The sequence below is a fragment of the Cedecea selenatireducens genome, assembly GCF_042138895.1.
GTDB classification, from domain to species: domain Bacteria; phylum Pseudomonadota; class Gammaproteobacteria; order Enterobacterales; family Enterobacteriaceae; genus Cedecea; species Cedecea selenatireducens.
In genome coordinates this window covers 221746-247265 of sequence record NZ_JBHIKW010000003.1, presented here as the reverse complement: position 1 = coordinate 247265, position 25520 = coordinate 221746, and the positions used below count along the sequence as shown (strand labels likewise).

The window sequence follows — 25520 nt, the reverse complement described above, 5'->3', positions numbered from 1 at the left end:
GTTTTAAGCTTAGCGCGAGGGCGGATTGAGCGTATTGCGGATAAGTCGCCAGGTGCTCCAGGCGCCAAATCCTCGTTTTGCCCAGCGCATAAATCTGCCCGGGTGCTTCACCGTCCAGATAGCCAGTACGCTACTGGCTATCATGGCGTATCCACGCAGGCTGAGTAACGTGTTCCAGCCACGATCGTACGGGCCGGTGACCTGCAGCCAGTCGCGTCTTGCCGCGCTGAGATCAAGCCGCTGCTGTTGAACCTGGCTGAGCAGATACGCTTTTCGCTTTGCACGTTCTGCATCGCTCATTACTTATCCTCTTCCAGCAAGGCCCTGTCGTTTTCCAGCTCGCGGCGGGTATGGCGCAGCAGGGTGGATTGACGGGATTTTCGCAGCGTCCAGATACCGCCAATCAGCGCCAGCGACAGCAGTACAACCGTCGTTGCAATCATGGCGTTGAGGCGATACTGCGGGTCGACGGCCCAGATAATCAGGACCATCAAGCTCATTAAGCCAAACGCGGCGAACAGCATGGTCAGGCCGAGCATCAGCAGCAGCTGAACGAGGTGTGATTTCTCCTCTTCCAGCTCAACCACGGCAAGACGAACGCGCGTTTCGACCATGCCGACCAGAATGGTGACCAGCCGTTGGCCAATGCCGAGTACGCTTTTGCCCGGCCCCTGGCTTTGGTGAGAATCCGCCATCTTAACGACGCGCCAGCAGCACACCCAGCACGACGCCTACCGCCGCGCCAATGCCAACGCCGGTCCACGGGTTCTCGCGGACGTAATCATCCGCTTTGGCTGCGGCTTCGCGGGTTTGTTTGGCGATGGCTTCGCTGGTTTCACCGAGGCGGTCACGGCTCTCTTTGAGCGTTTTTTCCGCTTTGGTACGCAGTTTATCCAGTTCGGTTTTTGACTTGTCCGTGGAAGCACTCAGGACTTCTTCAAGCGTATCTGCCAGGGATTTCAACTCAGCGCGTAAATGTTCTGACGTAGTATCTTTTGACATAGTTCTCTCCGAGTGTTTGAGGTGGATCCTTAAAGTCTGCGACTACACAATCAGTAATCACGCTTCTCTAAAGCTTTGAGGCTATCTTCTGCTTCTGCAAGTTTCTTTTCGCGTTTGGTGATTTTGTCCGGGTCACCCTTCTGACGGGCTTCAACGAGATCGGCTTTACGCTCTTCGATTTCAGCTTTCTGCTTAGCAATCTTCTTTTGATGCTCGGCGCGCAGGCCGGCGTCGCTGCAGTTTTCGCGTACTTCGCTCAGGGCTTTTTTCAGACCATCAATACGGTGCTGATTGTTGTGTTTTTCCGCATAGCCAATCTCGCGTTGAATATCCTGCTCTTTCTCGCTGCAAAGGGTATTTGCCTGGGCGGCAGAGGTCAGGGTGAGTAAAGCAAGTGCCAGTACGGTGCGGTAATTCATGGTTAAACCTTCCATTGTAAGATGACTCATAAAAGTATCAGGCGATCATACTCCATGCGTCGTTCCAGAGTGTCGAAAAAGCGCTGATGAATAGCGGTAAAAACAGCTAAAGCATAGTCATGAATTGGCTAAAAACCCAGAAGATGATAGCAAATTCAGACAGAGAGAAAGGAGATTAGCCGAGATGATTGTGGTCAGGGCGCAGAATAGAGAGCCATGCGAGCGCGTCTTTATCGCTGTCCTGCTGGGCAATTACGTACCCTTGCGGCAGCGTGCGGTTCAGCACTTCTTTCGCGGCTTCGCTCTGGGCGCTGGAGTCAAACGTTACCAGCAGCGTGTTGTTGAGCGGCGTAATGCTTTTGAAACGAATGCCGTTGGCATCAAGGTGGTGCCAGACATAAAAACCGTCGGGAATGCTTCCACCCTGCCGTGAGGCACGAATTTCGAGGGTTGAATCCTGATTCTGCATGCTGGACCACACCATCAGCGAAGCAATCGCCAGGGCTCCAACAAGCAGCGCCGCCCTCAGGCGGCGTGTGAACGCTAATTTCATCGAATCCCTCTAGCTACTTTGGCCGCGTTTTTTACGCCAAAGCACGATTAACGAACCGACCAGACCGATGACCAGAAGCACCACCGGGATCAGCATCAGGCACGACATTAAGGCGTCTTCGTACTTCAGGAAGACCGGCGTTTTGCCCAGCAAATAGCCCAGGGTAGTCAGAATCAATATCCACAGCAGGCCGCTCATCCAGTTGAAGAACTGGAAGCGGGTGCTGCTAAGACCCGATAATCCGGCAATAGTTGGCAACAGAGTGCGAACAAAAGCGATAAAGCGGCCAACCAGCAGCGCAGACAGCCCGTGTTTATGGAAGAGCTGGTGTGAACGCTGGTGATAATGGGCCGGCAGGTGCGAAAGCCAGTTTTGCACGAGGCGCGTATTCCCGAGCCAGCGCCCCTGGATGTAGCCAAGCCAGCTGCCGAGGCTCGCGGCAATGGTGAGCAGCGCGATCGTTTCCGGGAAACCCATTGTTCCTTTGGCAATCAGAACGCCGACCAGCACCAACAGGCTATCGCCGGGTAAAAACGCCGCCGGAAGCAGGCCGTTCTCAAGAAATAAAATCATGAACAGCACAAAATAGAGCATGCCAATCATTGACGGATTGGAGAGCGTTTCAAAATCCTGGCTCCAGAGAGCGGAGAGCAGTTGAGTCAGTAGTTCCATTCAGGGTTCCTGGCACTTCGTTTAGGTCGCCGGTGTAAACGGATGAGCAGAATGCAGCATGGTTTTTATTATCATTTGCTGGCTACAACCCACTGCCCGCGCCGCTGAGTCGAAATAACATGACCTGAAACGACAGCGAGAGGGCGCGAAACCCACACAGACGGTGAAATTGCATCTAATTGTAACAAAACTACGCGTTACACGTCACAGTATTTGCAGTTCGTTGAGCAATGATTTTGCTTACTGGGGAAGAGGCTGGCGAGGGTATTTACAAACGCTGACACTATTTATGGTTTGCTTACCCTCGGCGGGAAAAATGACTATTTTTGACCGTTTGCGGCCGTATCCAGATGAACCACCGGATTTTCAGCAAATAAATAGCGGTCGGCGTTGAATTCAAAATCGTCGCTGGTGGCGTTAAACAGCATCTGGCGGGTATTTTCGAGGTGCTGCCACATGGCCAGCTTCGCAGCATGAGAATCTTTCCTAATCAGTGCTTTAAGAATCTGATCGTGGTCGTCGCACCAGTTATCCACCGGGCGCATATCGATGTGTTCGTGCAGTTTCTTCCAGTATGGATTGTGAACGCGATGGCTCCACATTTTTTCTACGATGGTGGCCAGCGCGCCGTTTTGCGTTGCCAGCGCAACCTGTACATGAAACTGGAGATCCCACTCAGAATCACGGAACGTTTGCTCGTTTCGCGCCTTTTCCTGGATCTCCATCAGCTTCACAATATCCTGCTTGGTGACCTGGGTGGCGGCAAACTCGGCAATATTGCTCTCAATAAGCTGCCTCGCCTGCAAAAGTTCGAAAGGGCCATAATTGGCAAATTCAAAGCGCTCGTCCGGCACGGTCATGTACTTCGCCTGGCTGGACATGACGTGAATGCCTGAGCCTTTACGCACTTCAACGTATCCTTCAACTTCCAGCATGATAATCGCTTCACGGACAACGGTGCGGCTGACGTTTTTTTCTTCCGCAATGTAACGCTCCGCAGGCAGTTTTTCTCCGACCCGGTAAACACCTGTTTCAATACGTTGCTTAAGTTCGGCGGCGAGCTGCTGGTAAAGGCGGCGGGGTTCAATGGCGTCCATAAGTTGCTCCGGAAGAGGGCTGCGCGTGAATGAATTTGTTATACCACTTTTTCCGATAGCGCTCTAGCAACGAGGGTGAGAAATGCCGCCCGTAGGCGGCATCAGAGATCAGGATTGTGTCACGGCGTTTGGCACGACGCTCTCGGCCGCAAGTTCGCTGGCAGACTGGTTTTTCAGCACCGTCCAGATAACAATCGCGCCGAGAAGATCGAACACGGCAAGCGCCGCGAAGAGCGGGCTGAAGCCCATTGTGTCGGCCAGGGCACCTACAACCAGAGCAAACAGCGTGCTGGCAGTCCAGGCCGCCATTCCCGTCAGTCCGTTAGCCGTCGCCACCTCGTTACGCCCGAAAACGTCGGAAGACAGGGTGATTAACGCGCCGGACAGCGCCTGGTGTGCAAACCCGCCCACGCAGAGCAAAGCAATCGCCACGTAAGGGCTGGTAAACAGGCCAATGGTGCCAGGGCCAATCATCAATACCGCGCCCATCGTCACGACAAGCTTGCGGGAAACAATCAGGTTGACGCCAAACCAGCGCTGGAACAGCGGCGGCAAATAACCCCCAAGAATGCAGCCAAAGTCGGCGAAAAGCATCGGCATCCACGCGAACATCGCAATCTCTTTCAGATTAAAGCCGTAGGCTTTAAACATGAACAGAGGGATCCAGGCGTTGAATGTGCCCCACGCGGGTTCTGCCAGGAAGCGCGGCAGAGCGATGCCCCAGAACTGGCGGTTGCGCAGGATTTTCCAGGCCGACATCTTTTTCGTGTTATCAGTCTGGTGATGGGCTTCCTGGCCGCTAATGATGTATTCGCGTTCTTCGCTGGAGAGCTTTTTCTGATCACGCGGATTTTTATAGAACCACAGCCAGACCATTGCCCAGATAAAACTCAGCACGCCGGTTATCATAAATGCCATCTGCCAGCTGTGCATCACAATGGCCCAGACCACCAGCGGCGGGGCAATCATTGCCCCAATGGAAGAGCCCACGTTGAAGTAGCCCACCGCAATAGAGCGCTCTTTGGCGGGGAACCACTCGCTGCTGGCCTTTAATCCGGCGGGGATCATCGCCGCTTCAGCGGCACCGACCGCGCCACGGGCTAGCGCCAGGCCGCCCCAGCTACCCGCGAGAGCGGTTGCGCCACAGAATATCGCCCAGGCCACGGCAAACACCGCGTAGCCAACTTTGGTGCCGAGCACGTCCAGCAGGTAGCCAGCAACCGGCTGCATAATGGTATAACAAGCTGAATAAGCTGCAATGATCCACGAATACTGCTGCGTGGTGATATTCAGCTCGCTCATCAGCGTGGGGGCCGCAACGGCCACCGTGTTACGGGTCAGATAGCCCAGCACGGTGCCCAGCGTCACCAGCGCTATCATGTACCAGCGTAAGCCTTTAATTTTTCGCATTTATAACCCCATCCCGTCTTTATTGTGAACGTTGTTCCAGGTAAACCGGCTGCCGTTCCTGCTCTTGTCACCTATGGGCCGCGGCAAGCGTTGCCCGGCAAGAGGTACTGCGACGGCTTGAAAGATAACTTGTCATACATCTTTATAAGTTGAGTGATATCACAAAAGCATTTTCAGGTAATACCATGCTGGATAGCGGCTTGAAGCCAGAAATGGTGCGGGATTTAGCCCTGTTTTGCCGTGAGAAGGCGGGATTAATGTGTCTGTTTTGTGAGCTTTAACGCAAAATTGAGGTCGTTGCCTAAAAATTGGTGTGATAACTTTGTTCCATCATGCACAAGCACAGAAACGCTCTTTGCTGAGGACGCTCCACTATGGCCCCGTTTATGACCGAAGATTTTCTTCTTGATACCGAATTCGCCCGCCGCCTGTATCACGACTACGCGAAATCACAGCCCATTTTTGACTACCACTGCCATCTGCCGCCGCAGCAAATAGCCGACAACTATCGCTTTAAAAACCTGTATGACATCTGGCTGAAAGGGGATCACTACAAGTGGCGTGCGATGCGCACTAACGGCGTGGCCGAGCGGCTTTGTACCGGCGATGCCAGCGATCGCGAAAAGTTTGACGCCTGGGCGGCAACGGTGCCGCACACCCTTGGCAATCCGCTGTATCACTGGACGCATCTGGAGCTGCGCCGCCCGTTTGGCATCACCGGCAAGCTGTTTTCCCCGGCAACGGCGGATGAAATCTGGCATCAGTGCAACGCGCTGCTGGAGCAGGACGCATTCACCGCCCGCGGCATCATGCAGCAGATGAACGTGAAAATGGTGGGGACAACTGACGATCCGGTGGACTCTCTGGAGCACCACGCCGCCGTAGCTAAAGACGGCAGCTTCGACGTCAAAGTGCTGCCGAGCTGGCGCCCGGACAAGGCCTTTAATATCGAGCAGGCAACGTTCAGCGACTACATTTCGACGCTGTCAGCGGTTTCTGATACCGACATCCGCCGCTTCGGCGATCTTCAGGCGGCGTTAGGTAAAAGACTCGATCATTTTGCCGCCCACGGCTGCAAGGTTGCCGACCATGCGCTGGACGTGGTGGTCTTTGCCGAAGCGGATGAAGCCACGCTGGACGCTATTCTTGCCCGTCGTCTGGCGGGCAACTCGGTCAATGAAACCGAAGCCGCGCAGTTTAAAACGGCGGTGCTGGCGTGGCTGGGAACCGAATACGCCCGTCGCGGCTGGGTGCAGCAGTACCACATCGGCGCGCTGCGCAATAATAACCAGCGACAGTTCCGCCTGCTGGGGCCGGACGTAGGCTTTGATTCCATCAACGATCGCCCGCTGGCCGAGCCGCTGTCGAAGCTGCTGAGCAAACAGAATGAGGAAAATCTGCTGCCTAAAACCATTCTCTACTGCCTCAATCCACGGGACAACGAAGTGATTGGCACGATGGTCGGTAACTTCCAGGGCGAGGGCATGCCGGGAAAAATGCAGTTCGGATCCGGCTGGTGGTTTAACGATCAGAAAGACGGTATGGAACGGCAAATGACCCAGCTTGCACAGCTCGGCCTGCTGAGCCGTTTTGTCGGTATGCTGACCGACAGCCGCAGCTTCCTCTCCTACACCCGTCACGAATACTTCCGCCGCATTTTGTGCCGCATGCTTGGCCATTGGGTGCAGGCGGGCGAAGTGCCTGAAGATTTGCCGCTGTTAGGGGAGATGGTGCAAAACATCTGCTTCAACAACGCCCGCGACTACTTTGCCATTGAGCTGAACTGAGGCTGAGATGCGATATATCAGGATCCATGCGCTGGATAACGTTGCGGTTGCGTTGGTGGACCTGGCGGAGGGCGAAGAGGTGGGCGCTGCGGCGGAAACTTTCAGGCTTCGACAGCCGATCGCCCGTGGCCACAAGTTCGCGCTCCAGCCGATTGCCGAAGGGGCAAACGTCGTGAAGTACGGCCTGCCGATAGGCCACGCGCTTTGCGATGTCGCCGCCGGGGAGCATCTTCATTCCCATAACCTGCGCACTAACCTTAATGATGTCGATGAATATCGCTACCAGCCGGAAATAGTGCCGGCGGTGGAACCTTTCGGCGACCGTGAGGTAAGCATCTATCGCCGTAGCAACGGCGCGGTTGGCATCCGCAATGAGCTATGGGTCCTGCCCACCGTCGGCTGCGTGAACGGCATTGCGCGGCAAATGCTGAGCCGTTTTCTGCAGCAGACGGGCAATGCGCCGGATATCGACGGGGCCTGGCTGTTCAGCCACCAGTTTGGCTGCTCTCAGCTGGGGGATGACCATCTCAACACCCGCACCATGCTGCAAAACATGGTGCATCACCCGAACGCAGGTGCGGTGCTGGTGGTCGGCCTGGGCTGCGAAAACAACCAAATTAGCGCGTTCCGCGAAACCTTAGGTGAATACGACCCTGAGCGCGTCCATTTCATGGCACTTCAGCAGCAGGACGATGAGGTTGAAGCCGGGCTGGAGCATCTGCACGCTTTGTATGAGGCAATGCGCCACGACAGGCGCGAACCGGGCAAACTGAGCGAGCTGAAATTCGGGCTCGAATGCGGCGGCTCGGACGGCCTCTCCGGCATTACCGCGAACCCGATGCTGGGCCGTTTTTCTGACTATGTCGTAGCGAACGGCGGCACGACGGTGCTGACGGAAGTACCGGAAATGTTTGGCGCGGAGAGGCTGCTGATGAGCCACTGTCGTGACGAAGCCACGTTCGAGAAAACGGTGGCGATGATCAACGACTTCAAACGCTATTTTATCGAGCACCGGCAGCCTATTTATGAGAATCCCTCCCCGGGCAACAAAGCGGGCGGGATCACCACGCTCGAAGAGAAATCGCTCGGCTGTACGCAGAAGGCCGGTGAAAGCCAAATCGTTGACGTCCTTCGCTATGGCGAAAGGTTAAAACAGGCTGGATTAAACCTGCTGAGCGCGCCCGGCAACGATGCTGTTGCTACCAGCGCTTTAGCGGGGGCAGGCTGCCACATGGTGTTGTTCAGCACCGGGCGCGGAACGCCCTACGGCGGGTTTGTGCCAACGGTGAAAATTGCCACTAACAGCGAGCTGGCCGCGAAGAAACCGCACTGGATCGATTTTGACGCCGGGAAGCTGCTGCACGGCAGCACCCTGCCGGATCTGCTGGAGAAGTTTATCGGGACGATCGTTGAGAAAGTTAACGGCGCGCCAACCTGCAACGAGAAAAATGATTTCCGCGAGCTGGCGCTGTTTAAGAGTGGTGTCACGCTTTGATTTCCCGGCTCCTATCCCCAAGGGGCGAGGGAGAAAGCAAGCTGCGGGATACAGGGTTTATCCCCTCTCCCTTTTAGGGAGAGGGTCAGGGTGAGGGTAAAAACCAGAAGCGACGCTGGAAGTGAACGTAATTTGCGCCGCCCCTTCATAATCGTAAATATTTTGACTAATAGACCTATGCCGGGCGATGTGAAAGCATTAACCGCGTAGCGGATCGGCCTTCGCCAGACGGGCATCCTCGGCCTGACAAACGGCAGCGGTAAAGATAACGTCGGTAGAAGAGTTCAGCGCGGTTTCACAGGAATCCTGCAATACGCCGATGATGAAGCCTACCGCCACCACCTGCATGGCAATCTCATTCGGGATGCCAAACATGCCGCAGGCCAGCGGGATCAGCAACAGCGAACCGCCCGCCACGCCAGAAGCCCCACAGGCGCAAAGTGAAGCCACCACGCTCAGCAGCAGCGCGGTGGGCAGATCCACCGGTACGCCCAGCGTGTGCACCGCAGCCAGCGTCAGCACCGTAATCGTTATTGCGGCCCCGGCCATATTGATGGTTGCCCCCAGCGGAATCGACACTGAATAAGTATCACGATCCAGGTTCATCTTCTGGCACATGCTCATGTTGACCGGAATGTTCGCCGCCGAGCTGCGGGTAAAGAACGCGGTCACGCCGCTCTCGCGCAGGCAGGCCAGCACCAGCGGATACGGGTTACGGCGAGTGGTGATAAACACCAGCAGCGGGTTGATGATCAGCGCCACGCCGAACATGCAGCCCAGCAGCACCAGCAGCAGCTGGGCGTAGCTCCAGAGCGTGGAGAAACCGGTCGTGGCGAGCGTAGAGGCGACCAGGCCGAAGATCCCGATTGGCGCAAAGCGGATAACCACCTTCACGATAAAGGTCACCGCGTCAGACAAATCGTTCACCAGGCTTTTGGTGGTTTCGCTGCCGTGGCGCAGGGCAAAGCCCAGGCCAACGGCCCATACCAGAATGCCGATGTAGTTGGCGTTCAGCACGGCGTCTATCGGGTTGGCAATCGTGCTCATCAGCAGGCCGTGTATCACTTCGACGATCCCTGACGGCGGCGAAATATCCGTGGCGCTGCTGGTCAGGTGAAGCGTGGAAGGGAACATAAAGCTAACGACGACCGCCGTCAGCGCGGCGGAGAACGTGCCCAGCAGGTACAGCACCAGAATTGGGCGGATATTGGTTTTTTGGCCGTGCTGGTGGTTAGCGATAGAAGCCATCACCAGCGTAAGGACCAGCACCGGCGCCACGGCTTTGAGCGCGCCGACGAACAGCGTCCCGAGCAGGCCGGTTGCCACGGCGGCGGGTTTGGAGACCAGCGCGAGCACAATGCCCAGCACCAGGCCAACGAGAATTTGTTTTACGAGGCTGCCGCGGGCAAAGCGCTGCAGTAATCCAGAAGCTTGCGAACTCATGAATACCTTCCTGTGTGTCAGTGATGTCGTTCCGTTCCGCGTGCGCAGTGGGCTGCGTCTGGGCGGTTGTAAGAAAATGTGTTTGCCCGCTGAGTATAAGGAAAAGCGGTAAAGGAAAAAGCATTTCAAGCTGGAATTGCGTTCAGCGTTAGATTTCGCAACTGATCATTAACATTCATGTGACATATTCAGCAATTTGGGACGATGGCGGTTTGCCAGAATGAAAAAGGGGCATTACGCCCCTTTTTTACGGTGAGATGTTGGCTTACTCCGCCGGCTTCTTCTGGTCGTTACGGTGGTTTACCCAGGCGTTGATAATCAGCGTACCCGCCAGAATACCGCCCACCACGCCCAGCGAAACGGCGATTGGGATATGGTAGAAATCGACGATCAGCATCTTGATGCCGATAAACACCAGGATAACCGACAGGCCATACTTCAGCATTGAGAAGCGTTCTGCCACGCCGGCCAGCAGGAAGTACATGGCGCGCAGGCCGAGGATGGCGAACAGGTTAGACGTCAGCACGATGAACGGATCGGTGGTCACCGCGAAGATTGCCGGAATGCTGTCTACCGCGAAAATCACGTCGCTCAGCTCCACCAGAATCAGCACCAGCAACAGCGGCGTAGCGTACAGCAGGCCGTTCTGGCGGACGAAGAAACGTTCGTTCTCGATCTTATCGGTCATGCGCAGGTGGCCGCGCAGCCAGCGCACCAGCGGCTTGTCGCCGATACCGGTGTCATCTTCCTTCGCCAGCGCCATCTTAATCCCGGTAAACAGCAGGAAGGCGCCAAACACATACAGCAGCCATTCGAACTGGGTAATCAGCCAGCTGCCGCCGAAGATCATGATGGTTCTCAGCACGATAGCGCCAAGCACGCCGTAGACCAGCACTCGCCGCTGCAGCGCGGCAGGCACGGCAAAATAGCTGAACAGCATCAGCCAGACGAAGACGTTATCGACCGCAAGGGCTTTTTCAATCAGATAACCGGTGAGGAAGGCCAGCGCCTGAGTGTCCGCCACTTCGCGGCCAGCGGTGCCGCTGAGATACCACCAGAAGGCGAGGTTAAACAGCAGGGAAAGTGAAACCCAGACCAGCGACCAGACGGCCGCCTGTTTCATTGACATGGTTTGCGAGCCACGGCGGCCCTGAACCAGGAGATCGATCGCCAGCATGATGGCGACCACGACGGCGAAGCTGCCCCAGAGCAGCGGAGTACCGACAGTATGCATAATGAGATTCCTTGAAAACAAAAACGGCTAACATCAGAAGACGCCAGCCGCTTTCGCTTGCAACAGGGATCTCGCCTTCCGGCAAGGTCTCACTTACGACGTTTTAACGTCGCCCGGCAACCGGATGCTTTCGCATCGTAATGACGATTAACCGGCAATGAAGTTACTCCCCTTTGCAGGTAACAAAATATGACAAGCAACGGCTTTGGTCAATATTTTGTTACCTGGTTTTCTGCAAAATTCATTATGCCGTGGCCTGCTGGCTCACATCGTCTGCCGGGAACTTAACCCCTGTCTGGCGGCGAATTTCGGTCGCCAGCGCCGACGTGATGCGCGATGTCACCAGCCCGGCGTGATTGACCTCATTCTCTTCCACCAGGCGGGCAAACGTCTCCGCTTCGTACAGCATAGTATTGATATGCTGCGGCAGCGTCAGATCCTGCGGTTTGCCGCCGCGCGGAATAAATGTGACGCGCTGGCATTCGGAAATTTTTTCAATCACCAGCGAACCGGCTTCGCCCTGAATTTCGCTTGGGATCGTCGAGTCGCTCACTTTGGAGTGCATCAGGGTGACGTCGAAATCGCCGTAGTTCAGCTGAACGGTGCCGTGAGCGTCCACGCCGCTGTCCAGCAGGGAAGCCGTGGCGTGAACGGAGTGCGGTTCACCCCACAATGCAGCCGCCGAGGCCAGCACGTAGAAGCCGATGTCCATGATGGAGCCGTTGGAAAACGCCGGATTAAAGGTGTTTGGGTTTTCACCGTCCAGGTAGCGCTGGTAGCGCGAAGAATACTGGCAGTAGTTGAGCAGCACCTTACGGATTTTCCCCACCTTCGGCAGCGCCTGCTGCAGCGCGATAAAGTTTGGCAGGCTGGCGGTTTTAAACGCCTCGAACAGCACCACCTGGTTTTCACGGGCGCAGGCGATAGCCGCTTCGACTTCCGCAAGATTAGACGCCAGCGGCTTCTCGCAGATAACGTGTTTTTTGTGGCTGAGGAACAGCAGGCTCTGCGGGCCGTGCAGCGAGTTCGGGCTGGCGATGTACACCGCGTCGATGACATCGCTCTTCACCAGCTCGTCCAGCGAAGTAAACAGGTGCTCGACCGGGTAATCGTTGGCGAAGGCCTGCGCCTGCTCCAGGCTACGGGAATACACCGCGGTCAGCTTATATTTGCCGCTCTCATGGGCGGCATCCACGAACTGGCGGGTTATCCAGTTGGTTCCAATCACAGCGAAACGTATCATAAACGAGTGCATTCTCCGGAAGTCGATAATCAATAAGTCAGGGAGCTAATCAGGCCGCGCCGCTAAGCGCCAGCTGCGTAAGCCAAAGTCGTGTATCGAATTCTAACTGGTGATACTGCGGTTCCATATGACAGCACAAGGAGTAAAACGCTTTGTTGTGATCCTTCTCCTTAAGATGCGCCAGCTCGTGGACCACAATCATACGTAGAAAGGCTTCGGGCGCAGTGCGAAACACCGTCGCCACGCGAATTTCCGCCTTGGCTTTCAGCTTATTGCCCTGCACGCGTGAAATGGCGGTATGCAGCCCGAGCGCGTTGTTCAGCACGTGAATTTTGCTGTCATAAGCGACTTTATTTATCGGCGGTGCGTTGCGCAGAAACTGGCTTTTCAACTCCTGAGTGTAGGCATAAAGCGCTTTATCGGTCGCGATGTTGTGCCCCTGCGGGTAGCGCTTTTCCAGCACTTCGCCGAGGCGCTGCTCGCGAATCAGGGTGCGCACCTGCGAGAGCAAATGCTCCGGATAACCGCTTAAATAAATCAGTTCGCTCATGCTTGTCTCAGGTTGAGGGAAAAAAAGGTATACTCTCGCCCCCGCTATGGGGATATCACCAAACTTTACCATCCAGGAGGGCCGATGAGCCAATTAGACAACGGTTTTCGTTCACTGACGCTGAAGCGTTTTCCGGAAACGGACGACGTTAACCCGCTGCAGGCGTGGGAAGCGGCAGATGACTACCTGTTGCAGCAGGTAGACGAACTTGAGCCAGTCGGCCCCGTTCTCGTTCTTAACGACACGTTCGGTACGCTGGCCTGCGTGCTGGCCGAGCACAAGCCATACAGCATTGGCGACTCGTACCTAAGCGAGCTGGCAACGCGTGAAAACCTGCGCGAGAACGACATTCCGGAAAACAGCGTCACCTTCCTCGACAGCACCGCGGCTTACCCGCAGGCGCCGGGGCTGGTGCTGATTAAAATTCCTAAAACGCTGGCATTGCTTGAGCAGCAGCTGCGCGCGCTACGTAAAGTGGTGACGCCGGAAACCCGCATTATCGCGGGCGCGAAAGCGCGTGACATTCACAACTCTACGCTTGAGCTGTTTGAAAAGATTTTAGGGCCAACCACCACCACGCTTGCATGGAAAAAAGCGCGCCTGGTTAACCCGACCGTCACTAAGCCGGCGCTGGCCGACGCGCCGGAGACGCTGAGCTGGAAGCTGGAAGGGACAGAGTGGACCATTCACAACCACGCGAACGTCTTCTCCCGTACCGGGCTGGATATCGGCGCACGTTTCTTCCTTGAGCATTTACCCTCCGATCTGGAAGGTGAGATTGTCGATCTCGGCTGTGGCAACGGGGTGATTGGCCTGACGCTGCTGGAGAAAAACCCGCTGGCGCAGGTGGTATTTGTGGACGAATCGCCGATGGCCGTCGCGTCCAGCCGCCTGAACGTTGAAACCAACCTGCCGGGCGATATCGACCGCTGCGAGTTTATGATCAATAACGGGCTGTCCGGCGTGGAGCCGTTCCGCTTCAATGCGGTACTGTGCAACCCGCCGTTCCACCAGCAGCACGCGCTTACCGATCAGATTGCGTGGGAGATGTTCCACCACGCTCGCCGCTGCCTGAAAATCAACGGCGAGCTGTACATCGTGGCCAACCGTCACCTTGACTACTTCCGCAAGCTGAAGAAGATCTTCGGTAACTGCACCACGGTTGCGACGAACAGCAAGTTCGTGGTGCTCAAAGCGGTGAAGTTAGGCCGTCGGAGCTAAATCTCCAGCGCTAAACGGGTGCCCTGCGCGATAGCGCGTCGGGCATCCAGCTCCATTGCCACATCGGCCCCGCCAATCAAATGCACGGTTTTGCCCATGGCCTGTAGCGGCTCCTGCAGCTCGCGGCGCGGGTTCTGCCCGGCACAAATAATCACGTTATCCACTTCCAGCAGCTGCGGCTCTCCGCCTATGGTGATGTGCAGCCCGGCATCGTCAATGCGTTCGTAGCTTACGCCCGCCAGCATTTTCACGCCGCGAGCCAGCAACGTAGCGCGGTGGATCCAGCCGGTAGTTTTGCCCAGGCCTTCGCCCGGCTTGCTGGTTTTACGCTGCAGCAGGAAAATACTGCGCGGGCTTTTATGCAGATTCGGCCCTTCCGGGCGCAGGCCGCCAGAGGTTTGCAGGCTGGTATCAATCCCCCATTCCACGCAGAACTCGGCGATGCTCTGGCTGGTGGACGCCCCTTCCTGGCTCAGGTACATCGAGGTATCAAAGCCAATGCCGCCCGCCCCAATCACCGCCACGCGCTTGCCCACCGGCGCTTTGTCGCGCAATACGTCGATATAGCTCAGCACCTTCGGATGCCCGATGCCCTCAATCTCCGGCAGGCGCGGCTCAATGCCGCAGGCCAGTACCACCTCGTCGTAGCCGCTCAGCTTCTCGGGCTCAATGTATTGATTAAGGCGAACGTCCACGCCGGTGATGTCCAGCATCCGGCGGTAGTAGCGCAGCGTTTCGAAAAACTCCTCTTTGCCGGGGATCTGTTTGGCGATATTAAACTGGCCACCAATCTCCGCTCCGGCGTCGAACAGCGTGACGCTATGGCCGCGCGCGGCGGCGTTAACCGCAAAGGCCAGCCCGGCAGGGCCTGCGCCAACAACCGCGATGCGCTTAGTTTGCGTCGAGGGCACAACGGGCATTTTGGTTTCATGGCAGGCGCGCGGGTTGACCAGGCAGGAGGTCACTTTCCCGGCGAAAATCTGATCCAGGCAGGCCTGGTTGCAGCCGATGCAGGTATTGATTTCATCTGCCCGGTTTGCGGCGGCCTTGGAGACAAATTCAGGGTCGGCGAGGAAAGGGCGTGCCATCGACACCATATCCGCATCGCCGTCGGCCAGAATTTGCTCGGCGGTTTCCGGGGTGTTGATTCGGTTGGTCGTCACCAGCGGCAGCGCAACGTGGCCCTTCAGCTTTTTGGTTACCCAGCTAAACGCGCCGCGCGGCACGGATGTAGCAATGGTAGGAATACGGGCTTCATGCCAGCCGATGCCGGTATTAATTAGCGTCGCGCCCGCTTTTTCTATCGCTTTGGCGAGCGTCACGGCCTGGTCAAAGTTGCCGCCGCCTTCCACCAGGTCGAGCAGCGACAGGCGATAGATAATAATAAATTCTTTGCCAACCCGTTCCCGCACGGCACGGACGACCTCAACGGCAAAGCGCATTCTGCGCTCGTAGTCACCGCCCCATTCGTCGTCGCGCTGGTTAGTCCGCACCGCTAAAAACTGGTTAATCAGATAGCCTTCCGAACCCATGACCTCCACGCCGTCATACCCGGCTTCCCGCGCAAGGCTCGCGCAGTGGGCGAAGTCCTCAATCAGCGTTAAGACTTCTTCGTGGCTCAGCTCGTGAGGTTTAAACGGGTTGATCGGCGCCTGAATGGCCGAAGGCGCGACCAGCTTAGGCTGATAGCTGTAGCGGCCGGTATGCAGGATCTGCAGGGCAATTTTGCCGCCTTCACGGTGAACCGCATCGGTCACAAGCTGGTGATGCGCCAGCTGGCATTTATCGTTCAGCACCGCACCGTGGGCGATGGTCACGCCGGAGGCCGAAGGGGCAATCCCGCCGGTGACAATCAGCGCCACGCCGTGGCGGGCACGCTCGGCATAGAAAGCCGCGAGGCGCTCAGCGCCGTCCGGCAGCTCTTCCAGCCCGGTGTGCATCGAGCCCATCAGCACGCGGTTTTTCAAAGTGGTGAAGCCAAGATCCAGCGGGGCAAGCAGCGACGAGTAGCTCATAATCGGTTCCAAAATGTATACCCGTCATACTTCAAGCTGCAGGGGTGTTGGCTGCACTCCTGAACCCCAGTCACTTACTTTATGTAAGCTCCTGGGGATTCACTCACTTGCCGCCTACCTGCAACTCGAATTATCCAGGGTAACGAATTATTTTTATGTGGTCGGATGAGTTCTAATTTAGCCGTCGCGGAGCAAAAGGGAAAAGGGGAGTGCGGCGAATGTGATGAGAGTCATATTCCCGCCTCCCCGAAGGCAAAATCAGGCGCGAGCCTCCTTCAGCAGCTTCTGAATAATCTGCTCTTGCTGTTCGTAGTTGCCCTCGCCGAAGGAGGCATTGCGCAGCTGTCCGCGAGCGTCGAAATAATAATGGGCTGGCCAGTACTGGTTACCGAAGGCGTTCCAGATCTGATAGTTGTTGTCGGTGACGACCGGGTAAGGCAGTTGCCATTTGCCCACCGCCTTTTTCACCGAATCGAGATCTTTCTCCCAAGGGTACTCCGGCGTATGCACACCAATCACCACCAGGCCCTGATCTTTATACTTGTTGGCCCATTCGCGGACGTGCGGCAGCGCGTGCTGGCAGTTAATGCAGTCGAAGGTCCAAAAATCGATAAGCACGACTTTGCCTTTTAGCGCCTCTGGCGTCAGCGGCGGGCTGTTAATCCAGGCTGTTCCTCCGGAAAGCGGCGGCATCGCGCTGGTAGGTGCGGTATCCGCGATGGGCTGCAGCTTCGGTGCTGACGCAGCGGTTGGGGAAAGCGCCAGCAGGTGCTGCTCCAGCTTCGCGCCGAAGCCGTTGGCATTTTGCAGCACCGCCGTGGTGCCGGAGGCGATAAACGCCACGGTGGCCAGCATCGCTACGCCCGCCACACGCCGAAGCTGCGCCATCAGCGCCATTTTCTCACGCAGGCGAGCCAGCAGCCGGTGACCGCAGAACCACAGCAGCGCCAGCATCAGCGCGCAGCCGCTGCCGTAGGCCGCCAGCAGCAGGCCGGTGGTTACCGCCGAAGAGCCGGACAGGCCGATGCCGAGAATGGCCCCCAAAATCGGTCCGGCGCAGGGAGACCAGAGCAGCCCCACCGCCAGCCCCGCCAAAAAAGCGGACAGCATGCCGCGAGCGCGGTTGCTTTGGTTATTGATAGCGTTCCCCAATTGCACCGCAGGCCGCATCAGGCGTTCGGCAAGCACGGGGAAGATGAGCGTCAACGCGGCAAGCGCCAGCATCGCCAGCGCAATCCAGCGGCCAACCAACGTGGCCTGCACGATCCACTCCCCGGCAGCGCCGACCAGCAAAGCGACGGCGGTAAACATGGCCACCATGCCGGCAAGCAGGGCGATGATTTGGCGTTTTTGACCGCGAAATGCGGCGAAAAGCAGGGGAATGACGGGCAGCGTACAGGGGCTTAATAAACTGAGCATTCCGCCAAGAAAGGCAATCAGAACGGGCATAACACACCTCACGGTTACAGGATGATTTCTGGGTATTTAACCCGCCTGATGTGTTCGTGATGTGTGGGAAAACCGTCCTGATTGTCAGTTTGTTTGTCGGCCGCTTAGCCGCATACAGAGCGATACAATCAGAAGACAGGCAGCGTGATGCCGGCCTTCAGCCCGCCCTGCGGCTGGTTGGTGAGCGTTAACTTTCCACCAAGCTGACCGACAAGCTGGGCGGCAATCGCCAGACCAAGCCCGGTGCCGCCGGTGTCGCGGTTTCTGGAGCTTTCCACGCGGTAAAAAGGCTGTAACACGGCGCCCAGCTCCTCTTCGGGGATCCCAGGGCCGTTATCGGTAACCGTCAGCGTGACCTGGTTTGCTTCTTTGCTCAGGCTGACGTCAGCGGCGGTGCCAAACTTCAGCGCATTATCCAGCAGATTGGTCAGGATGCGGCGCAGCGCCTGGGGGCGAGTTGAAAGAGGAAGCGCCGCCTCCGGGGCAGTAAACGCCACCGCTTTGCCGACGTCCTGATAGTCGCAGGCAATGCTGTCCACAAAAGCCCGAAGCTCAAGGCGCTGCGGCGTTTCTTCCAGGCTTTCTGACGACCGCGCATAGGCGATTCCCTCGCGGACCAGATGCGTCATGTTATCCAAATCCTGCATCAGTTTGTCGCGCAGCTCCGGCTCATCGCTCATCTCAAGGCGAAGCTTCATGCGGGTAATCGGCGTCTGCAGGTCATGTGAAATAGACGCCAGGATCTGAGTGCGCTCTTTCAGGTGCCCTTGGATCCTGGCCTGCATCGCGTTAAACGCTTTTGCCGCGTGTTCAACCTCAATCGGGCCGCTTTCCTGCATCGCCGTCGGACTTGTGCTGGCCGGCTCCAGCGCTTCAACGGCGCGGGTAAAGCGGGTAAACGGCAGTACCACCTGGCGCACGGCAAACCAGGCACAAAGCGCCAGTAGCACCAGCTGAATAGCAATCACCACCGGCAGCCAGCTTTCAATCGGCGGCATACGCGGCGTAAGGTCGATGGTCAGCGGCGAGCCGTCGGCCAGCGTCAAATGGGCCTGAATATGGGAACGCATGCCGGGAATGGCGGTGAAAGTCAGCCTGTAGCGCTCGCCCAGCGCCTCTTTCAGCGAAGCAATGGCATCTTTCGAACGTTCGTCGGCAGGCGGCTTTCCTGGCGTACCAGGGCCAAGAATATAGTGATAATTTTCCCGGGCGAGCCTGTCCAGCCAGGCGGGGCGCTCATTGGCCGGTAGCTTGTCGAGGATCGCCACGCTGGTGGAAACGTTGTTTTGCAGGTTATCCAGCATCACGCTGCGGGCGCTGTTCATTCGCTCAAGAGTGGTCAGCGCCAGGGTCAGGCCGTTAGCCAGCAGCAGGCCGACGAGAACGATGAGAAACAGCCGGGACAGCAGGGAGCGGGGCCACAGCCTCATTCTCGCGCCTCAACGATGGTGACGGGCATGGAAAGTACATAGCCTTCGCTACGCACGGTTTTGATGTAGGCAGGAGTCCGCGCATCCTCGTTTAAGCGCTGGCGCACGCGGCTGACCAGCAAATCGATCGAGCGCTCGAACAGCTCGGCATCGCGGCCCTGAGTCAGATTTAGCAGCTGATCGCGCGTCAGCACGCGCTGCGGGTGATCCAAAAACACGCGCAGCAGGCGGTATTCCGCGCCGCTCAGCGCAACGATCGTGCCCTGTAAATCAATCAAGTGGCGAGCGGAAGTATCCAGCTTCCACTCGCCGAAAGCGATGATCCTGCCCGCTTCGGTCACCTGCAAATTGGGCGGCAACGCGCGGAAGCGGCGGAGGATCGCTTTGATCCGCGCCAGCAGCTCGCGAGCGACAAAAGGCTTAACCACGTAGTCATCTGCACCCATCTCCAGGCCGAGGATCCTGTCGGTATCTTCGTTTCTGGCGGTCAGCATCAGGATCGGCAAGTCTTTATGTTTATCGCTGCGCAGCTGGCGGCAGAGCGTCAGCCCGTCGTCGCCGGGCATCATCACGTCCAGCACCACTAAGTCGACGTGCTGCTTGTCCAGCACGGCACGCATCTCCTTGCCGTTTGCCGCGCCGCTTGCCCGGTAGCCTGATTTTTCCAGATAGCTGACGATAAGCTCGCGAATATCGCGGTCGTCGTCCACCACGAGAATATGATCGATGTGTTCCACCTGGGGCTCCCGGCGCTAAAAGTGAAGGCTAAAACTAGCATAGCTTTTTTACTACAGCTTACCGGCATCTACTACTGCCTTCACAAACGCTTCCGGCGCTTCCTGCGGTGGGTTGTGGCCTATATTGCCGCTGAAGGTGCGGTGTTCATACTTGCCGGTAAATTTCGCGGCATACGCTGCCGGTGCAGGATGTGGTGCCCCGTTATTGGCGCCTTCAATCGTGATGCTCGGTACGGTGATGTTCGGCAGTGCGGCCAGCTTTTTCTCATCCGCCGCGTATTTCTGCTCGCCGTTTTCCAGCCCCTGACGCCAGCGATAGTTGCTTAGCGTAATGGCGACGTGATCCGGGTTATCCAGCGATTTGGCGCTGGTATTGAAGGTTTCGTCGCTGAACTTCCAGCCCGGCGAAGCCTGCTGCCAGATCAATCTGGCGAACTCATGGGTATTCTTCTCGTAGCCTGCCGCGCCGCGTGGGGTCGCGAAATAGAACTGATACCACCATTGCAGCTCGGCCTGCGGCGGCAGCGGTTTTTTCCCCGCTTCCTGGCTGCTAATCAGATAGCCGCTGACCGACACCAGCGCTTTGACGCGCTCCGGGTGCAGTGCCGCCACGATATCCGCCGTGCGTGCGCCCCAGTCATACCCGCCGAAAATGGCCTGTTTGATATGTAATGCGTCCAACAGCGCAACCGTATCCTGAGCCAGCGCGGCAGGCTCGCCGTTGCGCGGCGTGGAAGGGGAAAGGAAGCGAGTGCTGCCGAAGCCGCGCAGGTTAGGCACGATAACCCGGTAGCCCTGCTTTGCCAGCTCCGGTGCTACCGTATCAAAACTGTTGATGTCATAGGGCCAGCCGTGCAGCAGCACAACCGGCTGCCCGTCTTTTGGGCCGAGATCGACATAGCCGACGTTAAGCACGCCTGCGTTAATCTGTTTTATCTGATTAGCATCGAAACCCGCCGCTTCCGCCTGGCAGGCGAAAACCACCGAGAGGGAAAGTGGAGCAATCAGCGCAGACAGGGTGAATTTGTTGAACATGATGTTTTCTCCGAAGCCGTTATAAAGTGTTCGGCTATCACATCATGGGAATGTAGGTGGCGTGTTTCCCAATCAGCTCTTTTTGCATGACGGCGTATCTGGCGGAGTCGTAGATACAGTGTGATACAAAGCGGTTTTACCCTCACCCTGGCCCTCTCCCTGAAAGGGAGAGGGGATAAAAAATGTTCTCAGTCCCCTGGTACAATCCCCGGCGCCTGCCACATCGATGTCGTCAGGCCGCTGTCCACCAGCGTTAACTGGTCGGCATACACCTTTTGCCACTTGCGCTTCATCTCGTCGTAAAGCTCGCGGTGCGCCGGGTTCGGCGTGAACTCCCGCTGCCATTGCACAAGGCGCTCGCCGGTATTGGCCAGCGAATCGAAAATCCCGGCACCAACGCCTGCGGCAATGGCACAGCCCAACGCCGTTGCCTCTTTCACTACCGGAACACGTACCGGCAGGCCGGTGACATCGCTGAGGATCTGGCTCCACAGCGCGCCTTTTGAACCTCCCCCGGCGAAGACGAGCGAGTCGAACTTCACGCCAGAAAAGCCGGAAATCTGCTCCAGGTTACAGGCGGAGACAATCGCCGCGTTTTCCTCTAAGGCGCGAAATAGCGTGGCTTTGTTGCACTTCTCAGGGTCAATGGAAAGGTTAATGAATGACGGTGCGGCGTGGTACCACTGCTTGAAATGCATGGCGTCGGAGAAAATTGGCATCACGCCGTGGGAGCCCGCGGGCACGCGGCCTGCCATCTCTTCCATCAGCGCGTAGGTATCCACGCCGAGGCGCCCGGCAAGCAGCTTTTCTTCCGCGCAAAAGGCGTCCCGGAACCAGCGCATCGTCAGGCCGGTAAAGAAGCTGATCGACTCCGCCTGCACCATGTTGTGAATTACGTGCGGGTTAATGCGGATGTTCATATCTGGATCGGTTTTGATTGCCGGCAGGTTGACTACCTGCTGCCAGAACGTGCCGCCCAGCACCGCCGTTTGCCCGGCCCTGACGATGCCCAGCCCCAGGCAGCCCAGCTGAACGTCGCCGCCGCCCATCACCACCGGCGTGCCTTTCTGCAGCCCACTTTCTTCGGCAGCCTGCTGCGTTACGCTGCCCAATAAGGTGCCGGTTTCTTTCACCGGAGAAAGTATGTCGGCACGTAGCCCTGCCATATCGAGCAGAGCAGGGCGCCAGTCGCGGGTCGCCAGGTCCAGCATGCCGGTGGTGCCGGCGTTAGAAGGGTCAACCGCCAGCTCGCCGGAAAGTTTGGCGGCCAGCCAGTCGCTAATCATCGTGATGGTGGCCGCTTTGCGATAGATGTCCGGGCGATGGTGCGCCAGCCATAGCAGGCGCGGCATGGCGCTTAACGCCAGCGTCTGGCCTGAAACGTGGTACACCTCAGACTCGAACTGAAAGTCATGGATCTCCTTAAGCTCGCTGACCTCGCGGCTGGCGCGGGCGTCCACGTTAGCACAGGCCCAGACGGGCTCGCCGCTGCGATCGTAAAGGACGATCCCTTCCCGCATCGAGCAGCAGGAGACGGCGCTTATTGCCGAAGACGAGAGATTTGCCTTGTGCAAGGCCTCGTGGATGCAGCGGCAGGCGAGCTGCCAGTTGACGGTGAGATCGAATTCCATCGATCCCGGTACGTCGGTCACGCTGAGATGCTTCCATTCGGCCTGGCCAACGGCGATTTGCTGGCCCGATGTATCGAAGATAACGGCGCGGATACTGCCCGTTCCGGCGTCCAGTGCAAGTAAATAACTCATTCGCAGACCTCTTCCGTCGCCAGTTCAATAAATAAACTCTTATCTATTGCGAGCGATCTGGCCGATCTATTTGGATGTTTTGTGATCGCTGCACGGTTGCAATCGCCGATCCCTGACTAAGTTTTTGAACACTATCTCTTATTCACACACGGATCCGGGAGAGGACGTCATGGCAGATCTGGATGATATTAAGGACGGAAAAGACTTCGGTATTGGCCAACCGCAGGAGAACCGGGCTTTTTACCTGAAGGGAAGCGGGGCACTGGACTGGGGCATGCAGTCGCGGCTGGCGAGGATCTTTAACCCGAATACCGGGCGCACCGTAATGCTGGCCTTCGATCACGGCTATTTTCAGGGGCCAACCACCGGGCTTGAACGGATCGATCTCTCGATTGCGCCGCTGTTCCCTGAAACGGATGTGCTGATGTGTACCCGCGGCATTCTGCGCAGCGTAGTGCCTCCGGCAACCAACAAGCCCGTTGTGCTGCGCGCCTCAGGCGGCAACTCCATTCTTAGCGAACTCTCGCGCGAAAGCGTCGCGGTGACGATGGAGGATGCTTTACGCCTCAACGCCTGCGCGGTGGCCGCACAGATTTATATCGGCAGCGAGTATGAGCACCAGTCGATCAACAACATCATCAAGCTGGTGGATGAAGGCACGCGCTACGGCATTCCTACGCTGGCGGTGACCGGCGTCGGCAAAGAGATGGCGCGTGATGCTCGTTATTTCTCGCTGGCGAGCCGCATTGCCGCCGAACTTGGGGCGCAGTTTGTGAAAACCTACTTCGTCGAGGAAGGTTTTGAGAAAGTCGCCGCCAGCTGCCCGGTGCCGATCGTCATCGCCGGAGGCAAAAAACTGCCCGAACAGGAAGCGCTGGAGATGTGCTTTAAGGCGATAGACCAGGGCGCGTCCGGCGTGGATATGGGGCGCAACATCTTCCAGTCTGAAGCCCCGCTGGCGATGCTGCAGGCGGTGAAAAAAGTCGTGCACGAGAATATGTCGGCCCGCGAAGCTTATCAGTTCTGGCTTGAAGCGAAACATCAGGGAGATAAGGCATGAACGTAACGCTGGTAGAAATTAACATTAAGCCCGAGCGCGTCGACGAGTTTCTGGCGGTGTTTCAGGCGAATCACGAAGGGGCTATCAAAGAGCCCGGCAATTTGCGCTTCGACGTGCTGCAGGACCCGGATGTCGCGACGCGATTTTTTATCTACGAGGCTTACCTGGATGAGGCTGCAGTGCTGGCGCACAAGAAGACGCCGCACTACCTTGCCTGCGTTGAAAAGCTGGATGAGATGATGTCTGAGCCGCGTAAGAAGCGGAGTTTTATCGGGCTGCTGCCGTAGAGATTGCCCCTCACCCTGTCCCTCTCCCCAGAGGGGAGAGGGGATAAAAAAACGGTCAGCAGGCACGGAAAACTCCCTCTCCCTTTCAGGGAGAGGGTTGGGGTGAGGGTCAATCAGCTTTCCTGCGCCTCTGCCGTCTCATCCTGCGTCACTCTCAGCCGGTAAAGCGCGCGTTTAGCGCACTCCAGCACGTGCTCACATTGCTCAATCGTCAGGGTCAGCGGCGGCTCAACGCGAATGGTTTTTGAATTATTCAGCGTACCGGCCACCAGCACCTGCTGGCGGAACATCTGGCTGGCAAAGTTATAACCGATGTCGTTGTCGCGGAACTCAATCGCCATTAACAGCCCCTGGCCGCGCGCCTCAACGATGAGGTCCGGGAACTCACGGGCCAGGGCCCGGAAGCCATCCAGCAGCAGCTGCCCTTTCTGGGCCGCCTGAGCGGGCAGATTTTCTTCCAGCAGATAGTGGATGGTTGCCAGCGCCGCCGCACAGGCCAGCGGGTTGCCGCCAAAGGTGGTGGTGTGCAGGAACGGGTTATCGAACAGCACGGAAAACACCTCTTCCGTCGCGACCGTGGCGCCTATCGGCATTACGCCGCCGCCCAGCGCTTTTGCCAGGCACAGAATGTCCGGCTGCACGTTTTCGTGCTCGCAGGCAAACATCTTGCCGGTGCGTCCCATCCCGGTTTGCACTTCATCCAGAATCAGCAGTACGCCGAACTCGTCACAAAGCTGACGCACCGCAGGCAGGTAGCCCGGCGGAGGCAGGATCACGCCGCCTTCTCCCTGGATTGGTTCAAGGATCAGCGCCGCCACGTCATCGCCGGTTTTGCGGCATTCGCTGAACTGGCTGCGCAGCGCGTCGATATTGCCAAACGGTACATGGCGGAAGCCCGGCAGCAGCGGCATAAACGGTTTGCGGAACGTGGATTTCGCCGTGGCCGAAAGCGCACCCAGTGATTTTCCGTGGAACGCGCCGCTGGTGGCAATAAAGGTAAATTTACCCCGAGGCGACTGGTATGCCTTCGCCAGCTTTATGGCCGCTTCAACGGATTCGGTGCCGCTGTTGCTGAAGAAACTGTATTTGAGTTTACCCGGAGTGAGCGTGGCCAGCGTTTTAGCGAGCATCGCCCTTAGAGGGTCGAGCAGTTCCTGGCTGTGCAGGGGCTGTTTTTCCAGCTGATGCTGGACGGCGGAAACTACGACTGGATTACGGTGCCCCACGTTAAAAATGCCGAACCCACCCAGGCAGTCGATGTACTCTTTGCCCTGAGTGTCGACAAGCGTATTCAGGCTGCTCGCTTGCCACTCTACGGCTCCGTAATCCCCGCCGGCGGTAACGGACTTGCGGTACTCAAGAAATCCCGGGTTAACATGCTGCTGGAAGCTGTCGATAACCTCCCGGTTTAGCGCCTTCATCTCCTCATGGGTAAGTGACTTCTTTTCGATTATGTTCAGTGCGTGCGCCGTACAGGCAAGTGCCGAGGCGCTGGAAGGTAACCTGTTCAAAATGTGCTCCTGGGTGTGGCGTATCACGCGATACACAAAATAAGTATTGCAGGGATTGCGCCAGGTAACGTTCCGTAAGTGAAATCGGGATAAACGCCCGCAGGACT

24 protein-coding genes are annotated in these 25520 nt (G+C 57.3%); 5 read left to right on the top strand and 19 right to left on the bottom strand.

Features of this window, described 5'->3' with window-relative positions:
• Positions 1 to 9 precede the first annotated feature (9 nt).
• The 8 genes from ACE38U_RS06555 to ACE38U_RS06520 all read right to left on the bottom strand — a co-directional run bounded on the left by ACE38U_RS06555 (position 10) and on the right by ACE38U_RS06520 (position 5153).
• On the bottom strand, positions 10 to 300 hold the full coding sequence (locus ACE38U_RS06555; RefSeq protein ID WP_375529379.1) for a YqjK-like family protein: 291 nt from the start codon (positions 298 to 300) through the stop codon (positions 10 to 12).
• Entirely contained in the window at positions 300 to 695 is a 396-nt protein-coding gene (locus ACE38U_RS06550; protein ID WP_038476070.1) for a phage holin family protein, read from the bottom strand. The genes ACE38U_RS06555 and ACE38U_RS06550 overlap by 1 nt, the downstream gene beginning before the upstream one ends.
• A gap of 1 nt (position 696) precedes the next feature.
• Positions 697 to 1002 carry an ElaB/YgaM/YqjD family protein gene (locus tag ACE38U_RS06545; protein WP_038476066.1) on the bottom strand — a complete coding sequence of 102 codons (306 nt, stop codon included), beginning with the start codon at positions 1000 to 1002 and terminating at the stop codon, positions 697 to 699.
• A 50-nt stretch (positions 1003 to 1052) separates the two neighbouring features.
• Positions 1053 to 1421 (bottom strand): DUF1090 domain-containing protein, encoded by a 369-nt coding sequence (locus ACE38U_RS06540; RefSeq protein WP_038476063.1) that lies wholly within the window; start codon positions 1419 to 1421, stop codon positions 1053 to 1055.
• 175 nt (positions 1422 to 1596) lie between these two features.
• Positions 1597 to 1974, bottom strand: coding sequence for an EnvZ/OmpR regulon moderator MzrA (gene mzrA, locus ACE38U_RS06535; RefSeq protein ID WP_038476060.1), 378 nt, complete (start codon positions 1972 to 1974; stop codon positions 1597 to 1599).
• A 9-nt stretch (positions 1975 to 1983) separates the two neighbouring features.
• On the bottom strand, positions 1984 to 2646 hold the full coding sequence (yqjA, locus tag ACE38U_RS06530) for a DedA family general envelope maintenance protein YqjA (protein WP_038476057.1): 663 nt from the start codon (positions 2644 to 2646) through the stop codon (positions 1984 to 1986).
• Between the two features lie 320 nt (positions 2647 to 2966).
• On the bottom strand, positions 2967 to 3743 hold the full coding sequence (gene exuR / locus ACE38U_RS06525; RefSeq protein ID WP_038476054.1) for a transcriptional regulator ExuR: 777 nt from the start codon (positions 3741 to 3743) through the stop codon (positions 2967 to 2969).
• 108 nt (positions 3744 to 3851) lie between these two features.
• Complete coding sequence (locus ACE38U_RS06520) at positions 3852 to 5153, bottom strand: MFS transporter (protein WP_038476051.1); 1302 nt, start codon at positions 5151 to 5153, stop codon at positions 3852 to 3854.
• Between the two features lie 374 nt (positions 5154 to 5527).
• Between ACE38U_RS06520 and uxaC the strand changes: the two genes are divergently transcribed.
• Both uxaC and ACE38U_RS06510 read left to right on the top strand, forming a co-directional pair.
• Entirely contained in the window at positions 5528 to 6940 is a 1413-nt protein-coding gene (gene uxaC / locus ACE38U_RS06515; protein WP_375529378.1) for a glucuronate isomerase, read from the top strand.
• Positions 6941 to 6947: 7 nt separating this feature from the next.
• On the top strand, positions 6948 to 8435 hold the full coding sequence (locus ACE38U_RS06510) for a UxaA family hydrolase (RefSeq protein WP_375529377.1): 1488 nt from the start codon (positions 6948 to 6950) through the stop codon (positions 8433 to 8435).
• Positions 8436 to 8633: 198 nt separating this feature from the next.
• Here the strand turns inward: ACE38U_RS06510 and sstT are convergent, their stop codons facing one another.
• The 4 genes from sstT to ACE38U_RS06490 form a co-directional block, all read right to left on the bottom strand.
• Positions 8634 to 9878 (bottom strand): serine/threonine transporter SstT, encoded by a 1245-nt coding sequence (gene sstT, locus ACE38U_RS06505; RefSeq protein WP_038476042.1) that lies wholly within the window; start codon positions 9876 to 9878, stop codon positions 8634 to 8636.
• A 265-nt stretch (positions 9879 to 10143) separates the two neighbouring features.
• On the bottom strand, positions 10144 to 11112 hold the full coding sequence (locus tag ACE38U_RS06500) for a TerC family protein (RefSeq protein ID WP_038476039.1): 969 nt from the start codon (positions 11110 to 11112) through the stop codon (positions 10144 to 10146).
• Between the two features lie 244 nt (positions 11113 to 11356).
• Positions 11357 to 12355: a Gfo/Idh/MocA family protein gene (locus ACE38U_RS06495; protein WP_375529376.1), complete on the bottom strand. Its 999-nt coding sequence runs from the start codon at positions 12353 to 12355 to the stop codon at positions 11357 to 11359.
• A gap of 49 nt (positions 12356 to 12404) precedes the next feature.
• Positions 12405 to 12905 (bottom strand): M48 metallopeptidase family protein, encoded by a 501-nt coding sequence (locus ACE38U_RS06490; RefSeq protein ID WP_176982717.1) that lies wholly within the window; start codon positions 12903 to 12905, stop codon positions 12405 to 12407.
• Between the two features lie 84 nt (positions 12906 to 12989).
• Here ACE38U_RS06490 and rlmG point away from each other — a divergent pair, with 84 nt between their 5' ends.
• Complete coding sequence (gene rlmG / locus ACE38U_RS06485) at positions 12990 to 14126, top strand: 23S rRNA (guanine(1835)-N(2))-methyltransferase RlmG (protein ID WP_038476033.1); 1137 nt, start codon at positions 12990 to 12992, stop codon at positions 14124 to 14126.
• Here the strand turns inward: rlmG and ACE38U_RS06480 are convergent.
• The 6 genes from ACE38U_RS06480 to lsrK form a co-directional block, all read right to left on the bottom strand.
• The gene (locus tag ACE38U_RS06480) at positions 14123 to 16141 is read right to left on the bottom strand and encodes an oxidoreductase (RefSeq protein WP_375529375.1); all 2019 of its coding nucleotides are present in this window, start codon (positions 16139 to 16141) and stop codon (positions 14123 to 14125) included. The two genes, rlmG and ACE38U_RS06480, sit on opposite strands and share 4 nt — an antisense overlap.
• A gap of 258 nt (positions 16142 to 16399) precedes the next feature.
• Positions 16400 to 17590: a cytochrome c biogenesis protein DipZ gene (locus ACE38U_RS06475; protein WP_375529374.1), complete on the bottom strand. Its 1191-nt coding sequence runs from the start codon at positions 17588 to 17590 to the stop codon at positions 16400 to 16402.
• A 128-nt stretch (positions 17591 to 17718) separates the two neighbouring features.
• On the bottom strand, positions 17719 to 19020 hold the full coding sequence (locus ACE38U_RS06470; protein ID WP_176982720.1) for a sensor histidine kinase: 1302 nt from the start codon (positions 19018 to 19020) through the stop codon (positions 17719 to 17721).
• On the bottom strand, positions 19017 to 19757 hold the full coding sequence (locus ACE38U_RS06465) for a response regulator (RefSeq protein WP_176982721.1): 741 nt from the start codon (positions 19755 to 19757) through the stop codon (positions 19017 to 19019). Before ACE38U_RS06465 ends, ACE38U_RS06470 begins: the two co-directional genes overlap by 4 nt.
• 51 nt (positions 19758 to 19808) lie before the next feature.
• On the bottom strand, positions 19809 to 20792 hold the full coding sequence (locus ACE38U_RS06460) for an alpha/beta fold hydrolase (RefSeq protein ID WP_375529373.1): 984 nt from the start codon (positions 20790 to 20792) through the stop codon (positions 19809 to 19811).
• 188 nt (positions 20793 to 20980) lie between these two features.
• Positions 20981 to 22555 carry an autoinducer-2 kinase gene (lsrK, locus tag ACE38U_RS06455; RefSeq protein WP_375529372.1) on the bottom strand — a complete coding sequence of 525 codons (1575 nt, stop codon included), beginning with the start codon at positions 22553 to 22555 and terminating at the stop codon, positions 20981 to 20983.
• A gap of 169 nt (positions 22556 to 22724) precedes the next feature.
• Here lsrK and lsrF point away from each other — a divergent pair, with 169 nt between their 5' ends.
• Both lsrF and lsrG read left to right on the top strand, forming a co-directional pair.
• Entirely contained in the window at positions 22725 to 23615 is an 891-nt protein-coding gene (lsrF, locus tag ACE38U_RS06450; protein ID WP_038476011.1) for a 3-hydroxy-5-phosphonooxypentane-2,4-dione thiolase, read from the top strand.
• A complete protein-coding gene (gene lsrG, locus ACE38U_RS06445; RefSeq protein WP_038476008.1) occupies positions 23612 to 23902 on the top strand; it encodes a (4S)-4-hydroxy-5-phosphonooxypentane-2,3-dione isomerase in 291 nt (96 codons plus the stop codon). Before lsrF ends, lsrG begins: the two co-directional genes overlap by 4 nt.
• A 113-nt stretch (positions 23903 to 24015) precedes the next feature.
• On the opposite strand, the gene ygjG is transcribed toward lsrG, so the two are convergent.
• The gene (ygjG, locus tag ACE38U_RS06440; protein WP_375529371.1) at positions 24016 to 25413 is read right to left on the bottom strand and encodes a putrescine aminotransferase; all 1398 of its coding nucleotides are present in this window, start codon (positions 25411 to 25413) and stop codon (positions 24016 to 24018) included.
• Positions 25414 to 25520: the final 107 nt, after the last annotated feature.